Below are 17,034 nucleotides of genomic sequence, written 5' to 3'. Positions count from 1 at the left end.
ATGGGAGTAACTCCGGCAAAGGAAAATATTTTAAAACGCATAAGGCAGGCGCTGAGTAATCCGGCGCCTTTGCCGTTTCCTCAAAGTGAAGGCAATGCCTCTATTTTTCATCCTGCCCCCGATGACCTGGAAGTAGTGTTTGCAGAAGAATTTGTAAACCTGCAGGGTAAGTTTGCTTTTTGTACCGATGAAAAAGATATGGTACAGCAAATACAAAAACTGGTGGCAGAAAAACAATGGACAAAAATTTATTGTAACGAAGATAAATGGAACGACAACTTCAGTAATACCATTAACCTGCCTACCTGCGACGTGTCAGTTACCGGTTGCGAATTTTTAGTAGCCCGTACCGGAACCATTGTAATGAGTGCCGCACAACAAAGCGGCCGCACAGTAAGTGTGTATGCACCTGTTCATATCTGTATTGCATACACCAATCAGCTGGTGTACGACATTAAAGATGCTTTGCAGCTGATGAAGGAAAAATACGCCGGTAATATTCCTTCACTCATCACTTTTGCAAGTGGCCCCAGCCGCACCGCCGATATTGAAAAGACCTTAGTTACAGGTGTACACGGGCCTAAAGAAGTGTACTGCTTTTTGGTGGAAGCATAATTCCTTTTTTACATTTACCTTTACAACAAGATGAATAACGAAACTTATCAATTGTTTGTATATGGCTCTCTCCGCAGCGGATTTCAGCATGCAGCCTATCAATATATTGCCAGGTATTTTCATTTAATTGGCGATGCCAAAGTGAATGGCAAATTATATGATAAGGGAGACTATCCTGTAGCAGTACCTGCAACAGAAGAAAAATTTATTGTTGGAGAATTATATGGTATAACGAATCCTTCAGAATTTTCATACGCAATCGGCCAGCTAGATGATTACGAAGGCCTATATGTGGAAGCGGGTGAGACACCACTGTTCAAAAGAGAAACTGTAATGGTACATTGCAACAATCAGCAGTATACCGCATGGATATATTGGTTTAATGGCAGCGTTGACGGGCTTCCTGAAATTGCAACCGGCGATGTTTTATTATACTTACAACAGCAAAATAAATTGTAAGCGTAATGGATATTCCTTCTTACAAAAAAGTTTACTTTCTCTCCGATTTTCACCTCGGTGCACCCAATGCTGAAGCAAGTTTGGTGAGAGAAAAAAAGATCATCCGGTTTTTAGATGAGATAAAAAAAGATGCGGCGGTAATTTTTATTGTTGGCGACCTTTTCGATTTCTGGTACGAATACAAATCTGTTGTTCCCAAAGGTTACGTAAGAATTTTAGGCAAGCTGGCCGAAATTACCGACAGTGGTATTCCCATGCATTTTTTTGTAGGCAATCACGATATGTGGATGAGAGATTATTTTCAGAAAGAACTGAACATACCCGTATATTACGAACCTGTATCTTTTGAATTTAATGGCAAGCAATTTTTAGTAGGCCATGGTGATGGCCTTGGCCCTGGCGACCATGGTTATAAATTCATGAAAAAAATATTCCGCAATAAAATTTGCCAGTGGCTGTTTGGCATTTTACCACCAGCTGTTGGTATAGGTGTTGCTAATTATTTCAGTCGTAAAAGCAGGGCACAAACCGGGCAGACCGATGAAATATTTTTAGGAGAAGATAAAGAATGGCTGATCATTTATTGCAAAGAAATATTGCAAAAACAGCATTACGATTATTTTATTTTTGGCCACCGTCATTTGCCTATTAACTTTAACTTACCTGCAGGCAGCCTTTATATTAACCTGGGCGACTGGATAAAGTATGATAGTTATGCTGTGTTTGATGGCACGGATCTTGACCTGAAGTATTACAACAAATGAAAAAAGTAAAATCAATATTGCTTCTTCTATGCTTTTGTGCGGTTACCTCAACACATGCTCAAAGCGATACTGCTTTTACATTTTTAAAAACTATTAAAGGCGATTTTGCTGATTTTAATGTTGACAATCTCGACAATATCTACCTCATCACTTCCACCAATCAATTAAAAAAGATCAACGGCAATGGCGACTCTGCCGGAGTTTTTAACGATGTGAAACGCTATGGCAATGTTTCCTCTATTGATGTTACCAATCCTTTAAAAATATTACTGTACTATAAAAACTATACAACAGTGGTAGTGTTAGACCGGTTTCTGAATATCCGCAACACCATCAACTTCCGCAAAAAAAATATTTTCTCTGTACAAAGTATCACTACTTCTTACGATAATAATATCTGGTTTTTTGATGACCAGGATTTTAAACTGAAAAAAATTGATGAAGAAGGTAAACCATTACAGGAAACCACCGACTTCAGGATGCTTTTTGATTCGGTGCCTTCGCCAATACAAATAACCGACAAAGAAAATTTTGTGTACCTCTACGATCCCGAAAAAGGATTTTATATTTTTGACTATTACGGTTCTTTTAAAAACAGGTTGCCCTTTTTAAACTGGACCAGCGTGGCTGTTTCTGAAAAAAATATGTACGGCTTTAGTAATAACAAATTGTTCAGCTACGAATTAAATTCTCTTACTTTAAAAGAATACAAGCTCCCTGCCATCTTTGGAGAATACAATGCCATAAAAGCGATCAATGGAAAAGTGTATTTGCTGAAAGATGATGGCATTTATATTTACCAGGTAAAGTCGTGAGTGGAGAGCCGTCTGTTGTGAGTGAGTGCAACTGGGAACTATCTTACGCTTACTCACGCCTGAAGATTCACGTCTCACGTCTTTGTCGTAATTTTATTCCATGGATTTTTTAGACCAGGTCATTTTAGATAATACCATCAAAAGTTACTGCATTGTAAGCGGCACTATTTTGCTCACGCTTTTTTTAAAGAGATATTTCTCCCGTTATATCGCAGCAGTATTGTTCCGGTTATTCCACCGCATCTGGAAGAATGTTGCCAAACAGAATTTTATTGACCTGGTAGTGGAACCATTGGAATGGTTTCTCCTGATCATCATTGCGGTATTTGCTATTGATAAATTAAATTTTCCTGTTGCCTGGCAATATAAAATTTACGGGCATGCAATAGATGATATTTTAACCCGGCTGGGCATTGGTATCATCATCGTTTCTTTTACCTGGTTTATGCTGCGTGTGATTGATTTTATTGCACTGGTGCTGGAACACAATGCCGCCATCACTGCCGATAAAACTGATGACCAGCTGGTGATTTTTTTCAGGGATTTTTTAAAAGTGGTTATTGGTATCATTGGTTTACTGATGTTGATAAAAGCCTGCTTTAATCAACCTATTGGTAACCTTTTAACCAGCCTTAGTATTGTTGGTGCTGCAGTGGCGTTGGCGGCAAAAGAAAGCCTGGAAAATTTAATCGCTTCCTTTATCATCTTCTTTGATAAACCTTTTACCGCTGGCGATACTTTAAAAGCCAACAATGTAACCGGTACGGTAGAAAAAATTGGTTTACGCAGTACCCGTATCCGCACAGGAGATAAAACATTAGTTACTGTTCCCAACAAATTAATGGTAGATAGTGTGGTAGATAACTGGAGTATGCGTACGCATCGCCGTGCAGAAATAAAACTGGAACTTGCTTCAGATACATCTTCTGCTTTATTGCAAACTGTAATAAAAACTATTAAAGAAAAATTTACTTCGGACACAAAATATATTACCAGCTACTCTGTTCATCTTACTGATGTAAACAAAACCGGTAATATTATAAAGGCAGAATATTTTACGCATCCTGTTACGATGGATGATTTTACTGTACTTAAAGAGGAGTATTATTTTTTTATTAAGAATATGCTGGAAGAAAATAAGATTGTAATGAGCAACAGCAGCAATATTGATGATCTTTTAACAAGGGCTGCTACAGCATCGGAATAATTACACAATACCCTGCCATTTATCCAACTCTTCTTTTTCGGCCAGTTCCTTTTGCTTTAGTTGTTGTTGAATATCTCCGGTAAAAAGTAATATTACAATTACCGCCAGGTACAATAAAAATATCAACACCACCAAAGAAAAAGTGAGCGACAATATCATAAATACTTCCAACGCATAAATTAATATAGCGCCTGTAAGCAGAAGCGGTAAAGCTGTTACAGACTTCATCATCAGGTAAATAAACCCTGTGATGCATACCACGTATACCCCAATAGCAGCAAAAGTTACCCAATGAGGGATCATAAAATACAGGTGCTGAATTAAACAAGCCACTGAGATCAATACACCAAATAAACCTGCGTTTTCACAAAAGCTTTCATGCTGTTTTTTAAGATGATCCATAATGCGTCATTATTTGTTGAGGATATCAGCTAATTCTTTATCCCATTTTCCGGTACTGCCATACTCTACCACACGGCCAATTTCTTTACCATCTTTCATCACTATAATAGTAGGCACATTAATTACATTAAAGGCGTCTGCAATACTGGCTAAAGATTTTTTCTCCCTGTTAACACCAAAAAAAGTGATCTTATTATCTGCCACACCACTCATTTCCTGCAACTTAAAAAATTTCGGCAAAATAAATTGTGTATCCTCACACCAGGTACCACCAAATAAAACAAACTGTACTTTGCTTTTTGCTTTTTCAAATGCCGAAAGCGTTGCAGTATCTGGCCTGTAACTGGCAGCGCTGCTATTGTACCAATTGTAAGTACTGTCGTTTTGAACAAGGTATTTATTAATGATGCCCCGCAGAATATGCTGCTCCGGATGTTTCTCATCTTTTAAAATTTCGTATTGCGCCTGGCTGAAAGCGTTTACACTAAGGGTACTGCAAAATAAAAATGCGGTTAAAAATTTCATTCCTTTAAAGTTAATTGGTGGAAATATGCTGTGGGCTAAAGTTCTGTATAAAATCACTTTTTTAGAAACCGGATTTTGTTAATAATGGGTTACAGATTCGCTTTCAATTCATTTAAAAAGCTTTTTAATTTTTTCAGCGATTCTATCATGGCAAATTTTTCATCTGCCTTTTTATTATTTTTTAAAAAATCTTTAGCGCCTTCAATGGTATATTTTCTTTCTCTTAATAAATGATAGATCAGTTTTAAATTCTTCACATCTTCCGGCCTGAACAACCTGTCGCCCTTACCATTTTTTTTAGGTTTCAAAATATCAAATTCATTTTCCCAAAAACGCACCAGGCTCTGGTTTACTTTAAACATATCTGCTACCGTACCTATTGAATAATACATTTTTTCGAACAACACTTCATCTTCGGGCACTTCAATCAGGTCCACCCCTGCATCCATATCTTTCAAACTCATGCGGCCACGGGTTTGCTTTTTATTATTTTTTTTGGGTGGCTTTGCAGCTACAGTAGGTATTTCTGTAAGGTCAATGATCTCTGGGTCCTCCTCTGCAACTACATTTTCAGCAGCAACTTTTATTTCATTTGTAGTGATTGTATCCACAACAGGTTTAACCTCCGGCTCTTTGGCCGGCGGAATACTATCAAAATCAAAAGCTATTTGTTGTAAACCCATATTTAAAATTAATCAAAACTTTTGGCACTTCCCGTAGCCGCAATTTTTAACAACCTGTCGTATTGCTCTGCATTAAGATCATTAAAGAAAAAGTAAACAGGGTCAACAGGTGATCCATTGATGTGCACTTCATAATGACAATGCGGCCCGGTACTGGCACCGGTGCTGCCTACCCAACCAATTACTTCACCACGTTTTACATGTTGCCCTTCTCTTGCCTTTACCCGTACCATGTGCATGTACACAGTCTCGTATCCGTATCCATGATTAATGATCACATGATTTCCCGTACCTGTTCCCATACCTGCGGTGGTTACAGTTCCATCACCAGTGGCATAAATAGGTGTGCCCTGTGGCGCAGTAAAATCGAGGCCATTATGCATTTTGGCTATACCATAAATAGGATGAATACGCATACCAAAACCGCTGGCGATCCTGGTTAATTCTTTATTGCTTACCGGTTGTATTGCAGGAATGCTTGATAATTTCTCTCCCTGGTTCTTGATCAGCTTATCAATTACCCCATAGCTTTGAAACTGGTAAGTAATCCTGGCTTCTAGATTATTCAGTGTGTTGGCAATATCTGTTCCAAGCTGGTCTTCATTTTTCAAGCTCACTTTTTCCAGTTCTTTTTTATGTTCAATCAGCTTGGTACGGGCACTGTCTGTTACCGGGGTAGCTTCAAAAATAGAACGGTACACCTCGTTATCTCTTTTTTCCAGCTCGGCCATTTGCTGCTGCATGGTTTTTACCTTGCCATCCAGTAAGCTATAATTATCTTTTAAATTATCGTATTTCAACTGCACCTCACGGTCAGTTGCTTTGGGAAAGAATTTAGTGTATAAACTGATGATGATCAAACAGCTTACGGCAAGTGCCGAAAGAAACCCAAATATCCGCAACAGTTTCACTCTCAATGGAGTGACCAGCTTCTCGTAACGAAGTGTATTGGTATTATAGAAATATTTTATTTTCTTCATGCTTGTCCTGAAAAGGGAAACGTTCCAGGTAATTTTTTGTTGCTTTCCGTAAGCTTCAGTAACATGGTTTAGCTTATGGCTTGCGGCTTGAAGCTGTTTTATTACCTTTGCAGCCGTTACATAAAAGTGTACAAATATAGCCCGTTACACAACAAAAATCAACCCAAATAAATAGATTGGTATATGATGACAAGTGCAGCCATACGACAACAATTCCTTGATTTCTTTAAATCCAAGGGCCATATTATAGTGCCATCGGCCCCGGTGGTGATTAAAAACGACCCTACATTGTTGTTTACCAATGCCGGCATGAACCAGTTTAAAGATTATTTTTTAGGCAATAAACCTGCCCCCAACCCAAGAGTGGCCGATACCCAAAAATGTTTACGGGTAAGTGGTAAACACAACGACCTGGAAGAAGTGGGCGTAGATACCTATCACCATACTTTATTTGAAATGCTGGGCAACTGGAGTTTTGGCGATTATTTTAAAAAAGAAGCCATTGCCTGGAGTTGGGAATTATTGACTGATGTATACAAATTAGATAAGGACCGTTTATATGTAACCATTTTTGAAGGCGATGCTAAAGAAGGCTTGCCTAAAGATGAAGAAGCGTATAATGAATGGAAAAAAGTAATTGCCGAAGACCGGATTTTACTGGGCAATAAAAAAGATAATTTTTGGGAAATGGGTGATACCGGCCCCTGCGGCCCCTGCACCGAAATACATGTGGATTGCAGAACAGATGAAGAAAGAAAAACAGTTGATGGAAAAACATTGGTGAATAACGATCATCCGCAGGTGATTGAGATATGGAATAATGTATTCATGGAATTTAATAGAATCTGGAGTACAGGAAAGGGTGGCGCAAGTGAATTGAAAAAGTGGGAAGAAACTAATGCTGAATTAGTTTTAAGCACTGAAAAAGAAAAACAGGATGAATATAAAAAAGGCAGAGCTGATAAGCATAGAGAATTAACATCATTATCACCACTTCCAAACAAACATGTTGATACAGGAATGGGATTTGAGCGTTTAGTGAGAGTAATTCAGAAAAAAACATCCAATTATGATACGGACGTTTTCACTGAAACAATTGCAGCAACAGAGAAGATAACAGGTAAGACGTATGACTTTAGTGATAGCAAGCAAGCTGTTTCTTTTAGGGTAATTGCAGACCACATCCGTGCTATTTCTTTTACTATTACTGATGGGCAATTACCATCAAATACTGGTGCAGGTTATGTAATTCGTCGAATACTTCGCCGTGCAGTACGCTATTATTATTCTTATTTGGATTTTAAGCAGCCTCTGCTACATCAATTACTTCCTGTGATTGCAAAACAGTTTGAAAATGTTTTTCCTGAGTTGAATCAGCAACTGGATTTTGTAAGTAAAGTAATTAAGGAAGAGGAAGAAGCCTTTTTAAGAACACTTTCCAATGGTTTAAAAACTATCGATGAAGTGATGAAGCAATCTCAGCAAACAAAAACGATCAGTGGTACTGCTGCGTTTGAATTGCTGGACACGTTTGGCTTTCCTATTGATTTAACAAGATTAATTGCATCAGAGAATAATTTAGCAGTTGATGAAGTTGGCTTTAATGCAGAAATGAACCAGCAAAAAAACCGTAGCCGTGCAGCCACTGCCTTAGAAACACAAGACTGGGTTACAGTAAATGATATTCCAAATTCAAAGTTTGTAGGTTACGATAGTTTGGAAACCAAAAGCAAAGTAATCAAGTACAGAAAAGTAAGTGGCAAGGGAAAAGAATTGTACCAAATAGTTTTAGATACCACACCATTCTACGCCGAAAGCGGTGGACAGGTTGGAGACGCTGGCACACTCACCATCCTGAGCGGCGCCGAAGGGCATGACTCACCACTCACGATCATCGATACCAAAAAAGAAAACGACCTCATCATCCATTTTGCAGAAACCATTCCTGCTGATTTAAATGGTGAAGTAATTGCAAAAGTTGATGCCACAAGAAGAAAGAATATCACCGTTCATCACAGCGTTACGCACCTGATGCATGCGGCCTTACGCAATGTATTAGGCACACATGTGGCACAAAAAGGTAGTTTGGTAAACGAAGAACATTTACGTTTCGATTTTAGTCATTTTGCAAAAATGACTGATGAGGAAATAAGTGCAGTAGAAAAACTGGTGAATGAAAAAATAAGACAAAACATTCCTGTTGTAATTAAGGAAATGAAAAAAGACGAAGCAGTTGCCTTAGGTGCGATGGCTTTGTTTGGAGAAAAATATGGCGATGTGGTACGTGTGGTAATTATGGACCCTGCATATTCCATCGAGTTATGCGGGGGTACACATGTGGGCAGCACCGGCGAACTGGGTTTGTTTAAAATTAAAAGCGAAGGCGCTGTAGCCGCAGGTGTAAGAAGAATTGAAGCTGTATGTGGTAAAGCTGCAGAAGATCTTATCAACAGCACATTTTTGGAAATTGGTGTTATCAGTGGCTTATTAAAAAATCCGAAAGACATCAGTAAGTCGATAGAGAATTTACAAACTGAAAACGTTTCCTTAAAAAAACATATCGAGGCTTTGGAAGCAAGGCAACTGGTGATCATCCGCAATGAATTATTACAAAAGGATGAGATCATTAATAATGTAACTTTTATTGGTGCTATAGTTGAAGTAAGCAGTGCCGATGCGTTAAAAAAATTATGTTTCGACCTGAAGAATAAATTGCACGATCATGTGGCGGTGTTGTGTGCTAATATTGATGGCAAACCATTTGTTGCGGTGGGCATCAGCGATACGGTTGTAGCAGCAAAAAGTTTAGACGCCGGCAAAATCATTAAAGAGCATATTGCTCCTTTAATAAAAGGCGGCGGTGGCGGACAAAAGAATTTAGCTACGGCGGGCGGACAGGATATTAGCAATCTGAAAGCAGTGATTGAGAAAGTGAAATCTTTATTGTAACCGGAAGCTCCGGCTTAAGGGCTTAAAAATGCTGGAAGCTGTAGCTTCCCGCCATATAAAACATAAAGTATGAAATACATTCTCCTCGTGTTTCTTTCTGTAATCAACTGTACATCGTATGCATGTTTAAACGAAGAACATGTAACAAAATCCGGCAAAAAAACTATTGATGCCATTACATTGCGTGGGTTAACGTTTTACAAAGGACAGAATACCAGTGAAATTCAGGACAAACTAAAAGTATTGGAATCCTTACTATCAAAAACGTCCAACACTACAGATGATATCCGTACTATTAAAAATGATATTGCAGTACAATATATTAAACTGGGCAGATTAGAAGAAGCTGAAAAAATGCTGCTGGAGCTTCAGAAAGAATATCCCGGCAATTACAGCATCAATGTTAACCTTGGCACTTTATACGAATTACAGGGAAAGAATGAAGAAGCACTGCGGCTGATAAAAAAATCGGTTGACATTAATCCGGATTCGCATGAAGGAAGTGAATGGTTTCACATCAAAATTTTAGAGTACAAACTAAAAAACATTCCGGAAGATAAAGTAGCAGCACAAAACATTTTGAATCTTGCTGAAATTAAAAGGCCTGCATCTACGGTTGCAGATGAATTAAGTTATCAGCTGGTAGAAAGAATTCCATTTACGCCTGCCCCCAACATCATGATGGCAAAAGTATTGCAGGAATTTGCTGATTTTCTTTCGGATAGTGTTTCCATTAAAGCAGCTTATCTGATCTACGAAATTGGAATGGATTATGACAGAAACAACATTTTACAACTTGCTCAAAAACGGGATGCACTTGTGCCGTATTTTAAAAAATACCACGAAGTAATTCCGGTTTTAAATAACTACTACCTCGATCCTGTTGCACAAATTATAAAAGATGATCCTGCTAAGATTGCATCAACAGTGCTTGAAAAAGGATTTAATTATTTTAAGGACCAGGAAGAAAGAAGAGCGGCAAAAGAGCGGCAAAAAAATATTTTTATTGTTCTTGGCATCAGTATTGCCGTATTATCAGGCTTATTTATTTACAAAAGAAAAAAGCAAACAGTATAACCTTAGTACCTGGAAGCTCCAGCTTCCAGCTTTAAAATAAACTACCCGAAGCTGGAGCTTCCAGGTACAATATGCACATGGTATTTGAAACCCCACGCCTCATTCTCCGACGCTTTACCGAAGCAGATACCGGATTATTACTGCAACTCAACAGCGATCCTGAAGTATTAAAATATTTACACGAACCTTTATTGGAAACTGAAGAACAGGCCATGCATGTTTTACAAAACATCATCTTACCACAATACAAAAATAACCTCGGCCGCTGGGCCATACATTTAAAAACCTCCAACGAGTTTATTGGCTGGTGTGGTTTAAAATACCGGCCGGAATTAGATGAAATAGATTTAGGCTACAGGTTGATGCAACAATACTGGGGCAAAGGTTATGCATTTGAAGCTGCAAAGCATACGGTAGACTATGGCTTTAACCAACTGCATTTAAAAACTATTACCGGCCGTGCCCATATCGAAAACACCGCCTCTTTAAGGATACTGGGAAAAGTCGGGTTGCAATTCATAAAAGAAGAAGTGGTGGATGATTGCCCGGTAAAAACATTTATGCTCTCCAAATAAAGCTTCAAGCCTGCGGCTTGGTTTTCTCTGCCAGATTATCCAAATTCCACAGAAAAATATAAGATCAAAAATGCGTTAAAGAAAGCTATTAAAGTTTGCATAAAATAATTTGTGTAATCTGTGCAATCTGTGGCCAAAGCTTTTTTGCCGCAGGTAAAAACCAAAAAAATGTTAAAGCCAAAAAATTATCTGCGAAGAATTTCGTAATTCAGGAATTTGAGCTACATTTGACCTACTAAACATTTCGTACATTAAATAAATCAAGTCATGAAGAAGTTATTACTGATTGCTGCTGTTATGGGTTTTACTACACTTACTTACACCGCAACTGCACAGGATGAAAAGGTTGAACAAAAAGAAAAAGCGGAAGCAAAAGAACAAAAAGAAAAGGCAGAAAAAAAAGAAAGGAAAGAAACCCAGGAAATCGTTATCCGTAAAAAAGGAGATAAAGACACTAAAATTACCGTAGAAATTAAAGGTGATAAAGTAACCATTAATGGAAAACCGCTGAGCGAATTTAAAGATGGCGATATCACTATCAATAAAAGAGGCATTAAAATCTGGGATGGTTATAACAGTTTTTCGTTTCCTGAAGATTTGGATATAGCAGTACAGGGCCATCCTGCAGATCCTTTCTTCTTTGGCAAAAAAGGTGCTTTTTTAGGTGTAACTACCGAGACTGCTAATGAAGGTAATGATGATAAAAAATCTGAAGGTGCTATTATAACCAATATTACTAAAGAAAGCGCTGCCGAAAAAGCAGGCTTAAAAGAAGGCGATATCATTACAAAAATTAACGATAAAAAAGTAGAAGGCCCTGAATCTTTAGCAGACGTGGTAACTTCTTTTAAACCAAAAGATGAAGTAACAGTTTACTATAAAAGAGAAGGGAAAGAAAAATCTGCCAAAGCAGTATTGGGAGAAAATAATTCATCTACGGCAATGGCTTATTCTTTTAGTGGACCGGGAGGCCAGACACGTTCTTTTACTATGCCACGTGTGCAAGGTGTTCCTTATGTTCAGAGTATACCAAAATGGGGTAATGGTGATGATATAACAGGGTTGGGTGATATGAAGGTGAATGGATTTAGCATGTTTCCACGCCAGCAAAAATTAGGTTTAAAGATACAGGATACCGAAGAAGGTGATGGTGTAAAAGTTTTAGACATCGATAAAGAATCTCCTGCTGAAAAAGCCGGGCTGAAGAAAGATGATGTGGTAACAGAGATTGGTGGCAAAAAAGTTACTAATACAGATGATGCCAGGGAACAGCTGATGGAAAATGCTGAGAAATCAACTTATACCATTAAAGCCAAACGCAATGGCAGCGAAATGAGTTTCGATATAAAAATTCCAAAGAAATTAAAGACTGCCAACTTATAAGCCATAGTAAAACAAGTGTAAAAGGGCGTCATGACGGTTTGAATCCGTCTGACGCCTTTTTACTTACCTTTGCCCCGTGAAAAATGATGATAAATACGAAGTTGTAATTGGCCTTGAGGTGCATGCCCAGTTACTTACTAAAAGCAAATTATTTTGTGGCGACAGTGCGGCTTTTGGTGGCGAGGCTAATACGCATATCAGCCCGATAACATTGGCGCATCCGGGCACATTGCCCAGGATGAACCGCAAAGCCATTGAATATGCCATTAAGCTTGGCCTTGCATTGCATTGCGATATTGAACAGCACAATTATTTTGCCCGTAAAAATTATTTTTACCCTGATCTGCCAAAAGGTTACCAGGTTAGCCAGCACACTACGCCTATTTGTAAAAATGGTTATGTGCCCATTAAAACTACCGAAGGCGAAAGAAATATTGTATTGAACAGGATTCATATTGAAGAAGATGCCGGCAAAAGTTTACATGATGTGGATGAAAATTTTACCTCTATCGATTTAAACCGTGCCGGTGTTTGTTTATTGGAAATTGTTAGCGAACCCGATCTGCATAGCAGTGAAGAAGCTTTTGCCTATATCACCGAATTAAGAAAATTAGTACGCTGGCTGGATATCTGTGATGGTAATATGGAAGAAGGCAGCATGCGTTGCGACGCCAATATTTCTATTCGTTTAAAAGGCGAAACCAAATTAGGTACAAGGGTGGAAGTGAAAAATTTAAACAGTATACGCAACGTAAAAAAAGCCATTGAAATTGAAGTGGCGAGGCTTATAGAAATTACAGAAAGCGGCAATAAAATCATACAGGAAACAAGAAGTTTTGATGCAGACAATAACACTACTTTTTCATTACGTAGTAAAGAAGAAGCGGATGATTACCGTTATTTTCCTGAGCCGGACCTTACGCCATTTTTTATTGCTGATGATTTTTTACAACAAATAAAAAACAGCATACCGGCTTTACCCGAAACGCTGGAAAAGAAATACCAGGAAGTATTACACCTGCCTGCATATGATGCCGGCGTAATTTGCAGCGATAAAGAAACCGTTGCTTATTTTGAAGCTATAATAAAACATACCACTAATTATAAAGCAGCAGCAAATTTTTTATTAGGACCGGTAAAGAGTTATTTAAACGATCATACAACCGACATTAAAGATTTTATTGTACCTGCCGAAAAAATTGCAGCCTTGATACAATTGGTGGACGAAAGCAAAGTGAATTTCAGTAATGCTTCCACAAAAATATTTAATGCCCTTGTTATTGATCCTAAAAAAGAAGCTTTAGAAATTGCGACCACATTAAATCTTTTACAGGAAAGTGATAGCGGTTCAGTGGAAGCATGGGTAGATGAAACCATTGCTAAGATGCCCGATAAAGTAAAGGAATACAAAAGTGGCAAAAAAGGTTTGATCGGCTTATTTGCTGGTGAAGTAAAAAAGCTGAGTAAAGGAAAAGCAGACATGCAGGTGGTAAATAAATTATTAAGTGAAAAACTTGGGTAAGCACCAAGTGGGTCATTCTTATAATAAAGTATTTTACGGGTGGGTCACCCCAAAAAGGGTGGCTCACCCGTAAAATATCGCTGCAGTAACAAAAAAATTTGAAAAAAATAACATGAAAAAAATACTATCCTTATTATCCTTATCTGTCCTTTTATTTTCCTGCGCCAATGAAGGTGATAAAGGAAAATTTACTGTAAACGGGCAGGTAAAAAATGCGCCGGATCAAAAAATATATTTGGAAGAACTATATAGCCAGAAAGATCCGGAGGTGATTGATACTGCCGATGTTAAAGACGGAAAGTTTACACTCAATGGTATTGCTGCCGAAGAAGGCATTTACCGCATCAGGTTTGAGAAATTAAATAAAGGTTTCTTGTTTATTAATGATAAGAGCAACATTAATTTTACCGCCGATCTTAACAATATTACTTTGCAAGGACCTGCTTTTGCAACCCCGGCCAATAGCTCATTAAAAAACTTTCTCAGCATCAATGATAGCCTGGGGAAAAAATTACAGGAAACATCTGCTACATTAAATCAACTTAAACAAAATGGTGTTAAACCAGAAGACAGTTTGTGTGTAGCTGCAGAAACCAGTTTCAATATGACGAAGGAAGCTATGGCAAAATTTTGTTTTCAATATGCTGATACAGTAAAAAGCCCTGCACTGGCATTATTCACCACCACGGCTGCCCCGGTTGAGATAGAAAAATTTCAAGTGCCCTTGCAAAAACTGGCACAACGTTTTTCTACCCATAACGGCATCATTACTGTTACTAATCTTGCAAAGCAACAATTACTGATACAACAGCAGCAGCAATTAAAGTCTCAGCAAGCGGGTGCCCTGGTAGGAAGTATGGCACCTGATATTACTATGAATGATGTGAATGACAAACCATTTTCATTAAGCCAGCTAAGAGGGAAATATGTGCTGGTTGATTTTTGGGCCAGCTGGTGTGGCCCCTGCCGCCACGAAAATCCAAATGTAGTTGTGGCATACAACCAGTTTAAGGATAAAAACTTTACCGTGCTGGGTGTATCGTTGGATAAGGATAAGGCCGCATGGTTAAAAGCTATACAGGATGATGGCCTAACCTGGCAACATATCAGCGATTTAAAATACTGGAGCAGCGCAGCTGTAGATTTATATGGCATTGACGGTATTCCCTTTAATGTTTTGATTGATCCGCAAGGCAAAGTTATTGCCAGCCGTTTAACAGGAGAAAACCTGATAAATAAGCTGAGGGAAGTGTTGAAGTAAAATAATACTTATACAAATTATTTCTAAGAATAAAGAACCGCCTCATTATAAAATGAGGCGGTTCTTTATTGTACCTATTTACATCTTAAATAATGATACAGAAAGCCATAATAAAAAAAGAGGCTGCATCATCTATTGATGCAGCCTCTTTTTATTTATTGTAGTTTGTTCTTATTAGTAACCAGGGTTCTGCACTACTATAGGATTAGAAACCACTTCAGAAGCCGGGATCGGCCACAGGAAGCGGTAATCGCTATAAGGTATTGCTGTTTGTCCAGGTGTATATCCTGCACCGCAAACAAAAGTAGCTAAACCAACAGTTCCGTTTAATGCTTTAGCAGGAATACCGCCGGTTGTAAAATTAGCATCAACAGCTAAACGGCTGATATCACCCCAACGTCTTCCTTCAGCTAAAAGTTCAATCCTTCTTTCTAATAAAATAGCTTTAATTAAATCAACTGAAGTTGCAAAACTTGCAACGGTATATTGCTGTGTTGCAGGTGTTGTTAAAGATCTGTTTCTAACCACATTCAATAGATCAACTGCACGGGAAGAAACAACAGCAGGAGTATTTCTTGCTTCAGCTTCTGCTAATGTCAATAATACTTCAGCATAACGTATCTGCGGAGCATAGTCGCCATAAGTTGCATAGTCCCTGTACTTTGTGGTAAATATACTTTGCGTACCTGCACTGTTTGTACCAGCTACAGTTAAAAGGCTTCTGCGTTTATCATCGCATAACCAACCAGCATTATTGTAAATGATCGGAGATATTGAAACCAATCCCCTGCCGTTCAAGCTTGCTGCCCCTAATAACCTGGATAAACCACCATTAGTACTTGGTGCATCTACCGGATCATTTTTGATAGAGAAGATATTTTCAAGAGAATTATTATTTATGAAAGGAGTTTCAGGTGAAGCCATCAAAGCATAAGATCCAATTGGAGATACTGTACCAGCTGGGTTAGCTGGAGTAACAACAGTGGGAACAATCTTTGCTCCTTCTGTAATAACTCCTGCCCAATCACCTTTATGCAATTTTACTCTCATCTTTAATGCTATGGCAGCAGCTTTGGTTGCCCTGAAGCTGATTGGACCAGTGAAACCAGTAACAGCAATAGATGCAGGTAAGTTAGCTTCTGCAAAATCAAGATCAGCCAAAATGTTTGTGTAAACTCCTGCAACACTCATACGGGGGCTGGTAAGAATAGAGGTTACAGCAGAGGTGGTATTGATAGGAAAATCTCTCCATGGAATACCTAAAGCTGAACCAGCACCATCCGCATAAGGTTTTGCAAACAATAATAAACCTTCGTGGTGTGCCATTGCTCTTAAAAAACGACATTCTGCCTCATATTGTAATGCAGTTGTAGGACTGATTACACCACCGGCGCCAGCTGTTCTGAAACCAGCAATTGAAACGTTGGCTTTATTGATCAATTCGTACAAACCTTTCCACATAGCCACACAGTTGGCAGAAGTGGAATTGTAAGTACCCTGGTAAGTGATTTGTAAAAATGCCTGGATATTTACCAGGTCTTCGCCACGGGCATCAGACTGATAAATATTGGCTGCGCCAAATGGATAACCCCTGTTTTCAGTTGTTCCCGTTACATAATAATCTCCCTGTGCCGCATCATAAACACCGTTTAATGCAAGGGCACATTTTGATGCAGTGGTAAAAACACTGGCATCTGTTAATGAGCTGTAGGGGGCTGTATCTAATACTTTTTTACAACTAAAAAGTAAAGGAAGAAACAGTATTAATCCCATTTTTATTTTATTCATAACTGTATTCGTTTAATATGATTATTGAG

Annotated in this window: 16 protein-coding genes; 11 read left to right on the top strand and 5 right to left on the bottom strand. The window is 38.4% G+C overall.

What is annotated here, in order from left to right; genetic code table 11:
* The 5 genes from ACQ334_RS23905 to ACQ334_RS23885 all read left to right on the top strand — a co-directional run bounded on the left by ACQ334_RS23905 (nucleotide 1) and on the right by ACQ334_RS23885 (nucleotide 3,860).
* The gene (locus ACQ334_RS23905) at nucleotides 1–615 is read left to right on the top strand and encodes a LutC/YkgG family protein (RefSeq protein ID WP_430990815.1); all 615 of its coding nucleotides are present in this window, start codon (nucleotides 1–3) and stop codon (nucleotides 613–615) included.
* Between the two features lie 30 nt (nucleotides 616–645).
* Entirely contained in the window at nucleotides 646–1,074 is a 429-nt protein-coding gene (locus ACQ334_RS23900; protein WP_430990814.1) for a gamma-glutamylcyclotransferase family protein, read from the top strand.
* Nucleotides 1,075–1,079: 5 nt separating this feature from the next.
* Nucleotides 1,080–1,838, top strand: coding sequence for a UDP-2,3-diacylglucosamine diphosphatase (locus ACQ334_RS23895; protein WP_430990813.1), 759 nt, complete (start codon nucleotides 1,080–1,082; stop codon nucleotides 1,836–1,838).
* Nucleotides 1,835–2,653 (top strand): hypothetical protein, encoded by an 819-nt coding sequence (locus ACQ334_RS23890; protein WP_430990812.1) that lies wholly within the window; start codon nucleotides 1,835–1,837, stop codon nucleotides 2,651–2,653. Before ACQ334_RS23895 ends, ACQ334_RS23890 begins: the two co-directional genes overlap by 4 nt.
* 100 nt (nucleotides 2,654–2,753) lie before the next feature.
* Nucleotides 2,754–3,860, top strand: coding sequence for a mechanosensitive ion channel family protein (locus tag ACQ334_RS23885; RefSeq protein ID WP_430990811.1), 1,107 nt, complete (start codon nucleotides 2,754–2,756; stop codon nucleotides 3,858–3,860).
* On the opposite strand, the gene ACQ334_RS23880 is transcribed toward ACQ334_RS23885, so the two are convergent.
* The 4 genes from ACQ334_RS23880 to ACQ334_RS23865 form a co-directional block, all read right to left on the bottom strand.
* Nucleotides 3,861–4,262: a hypothetical protein gene (locus tag ACQ334_RS23880; protein WP_430990810.1), complete on the bottom strand. Its 402-nt coding sequence runs from the start codon at nucleotides 4,260–4,262 to the stop codon at nucleotides 3,861–3,863.
* A gap of 9 nt (nucleotides 4,263–4,271) precedes the next feature.
* Nucleotides 4,272–4,787 carry a thioredoxin family protein gene (locus ACQ334_RS23875; RefSeq protein WP_430990809.1) on the bottom strand — a complete coding sequence of 172 codons (516 nt, stop codon included), beginning with the start codon at nucleotides 4,785–4,787 and terminating at the stop codon, nucleotides 4,272–4,274.
* A gap of 89 nt (nucleotides 4,788–4,876) precedes the next feature.
* Nucleotides 4,877–5,470: a MerR family transcriptional regulator gene (locus tag ACQ334_RS23870; protein WP_430990808.1), complete on the bottom strand. Its 594-nt coding sequence runs from the start codon at nucleotides 5,468–5,470 to the stop codon at nucleotides 4,877–4,879.
* A gap of 8 nt (nucleotides 5,471–5,478) precedes the next feature.
* Entirely contained in the window at nucleotides 5,479–6,450 is a 972-nt protein-coding gene (locus tag ACQ334_RS23865; protein WP_430990807.1) for a M23 family metallopeptidase, read from the bottom strand.
* Between the two features lie 183 nt (nucleotides 6,451–6,633).
* Here ACQ334_RS23865 and alaS point away from each other — a divergent pair, with 183 nt between their 5' ends.
* From alaS to ACQ334_RS23835, 6 genes are all read left to right on the top strand, one after another.
* A complete protein-coding gene (alaS, locus tag ACQ334_RS23860; protein WP_430990806.1) occupies nucleotides 6,634–9,399 on the top strand; it encodes an alanine--tRNA ligase in 2,766 nt (921 codons plus the stop codon).
* A 69-nt stretch (nucleotides 9,400–9,468) separates the two neighbouring features.
* Nucleotides 9,469–10,476, top strand: a complete 1,008-nt coding sequence (locus tag ACQ334_RS23855; protein WP_430990805.1) for a tetratricopeptide repeat protein — start codon at nucleotides 9,469–9,471, stop codon at nucleotides 10,474–10,476.
* A gap of 77 nt (nucleotides 10,477–10,553) precedes the next feature.
* On the top strand, nucleotides 10,554–11,051 hold the full coding sequence (locus ACQ334_RS23850; protein ID WP_430990804.1) for a GNAT family N-acetyltransferase: 498 nt from the start codon (nucleotides 10,554–10,556) through the stop codon (nucleotides 11,049–11,051).
* Nucleotides 11,052–11,318: 267 nt separating this feature from the next.
* Nucleotides 11,319–12,434 (top strand): PDZ domain-containing protein, encoded by a 1,116-nt coding sequence (locus ACQ334_RS23845; RefSeq protein ID WP_430990803.1) that lies wholly within the window; start codon nucleotides 11,319–11,321, stop codon nucleotides 12,432–12,434.
* A 76-nt stretch (nucleotides 12,435–12,510) separates the two neighbouring features.
* The gene (gene gatB, locus ACQ334_RS23840) at nucleotides 12,511–13,956 is read left to right on the top strand and encodes an Asp-tRNA(Asn)/Glu-tRNA(Gln) amidotransferase subunit GatB (RefSeq protein WP_430990802.1); all 1,446 of its coding nucleotides are present in this window, start codon (nucleotides 12,511–12,513) and stop codon (nucleotides 13,954–13,956) included.
* Between the two features lie 112 nt (nucleotides 13,957–14,068).
* A complete protein-coding gene (locus ACQ334_RS23835; RefSeq protein WP_430990801.1) occupies nucleotides 14,069–15,217 on the top strand; it encodes a redoxin domain-containing protein in 1,149 nt (382 codons plus the stop codon).
* 174 nt (nucleotides 15,218–15,391) lie between these two features.
* Here ACQ334_RS23835 and ACQ334_RS23830 read toward each other — a convergent pair whose 3' ends face one another.
* Nucleotides 15,392–17,005: a RagB/SusD family nutrient uptake outer membrane protein gene (locus ACQ334_RS23830; RefSeq protein ID WP_430990800.1), complete on the bottom strand. Its 1,614-nt coding sequence runs from the start codon at nucleotides 17,003–17,005 to the stop codon at nucleotides 15,392–15,394.
* Nucleotides 17,006–17,034 lie beyond the last annotated feature (29 nt).

The organism is Ferruginibacter sp. SUN106, assembly GCF_050611765.1.
Classification (GTDB): domain Bacteria; phylum Bacteroidota; class Bacteroidia; order Chitinophagales; family Chitinophagaceae; genus Ferruginibacter.
Note: the sequence above shows the minus strand (reverse complement) of the source record. Positions and strands in the feature narration are given on the sequence as shown.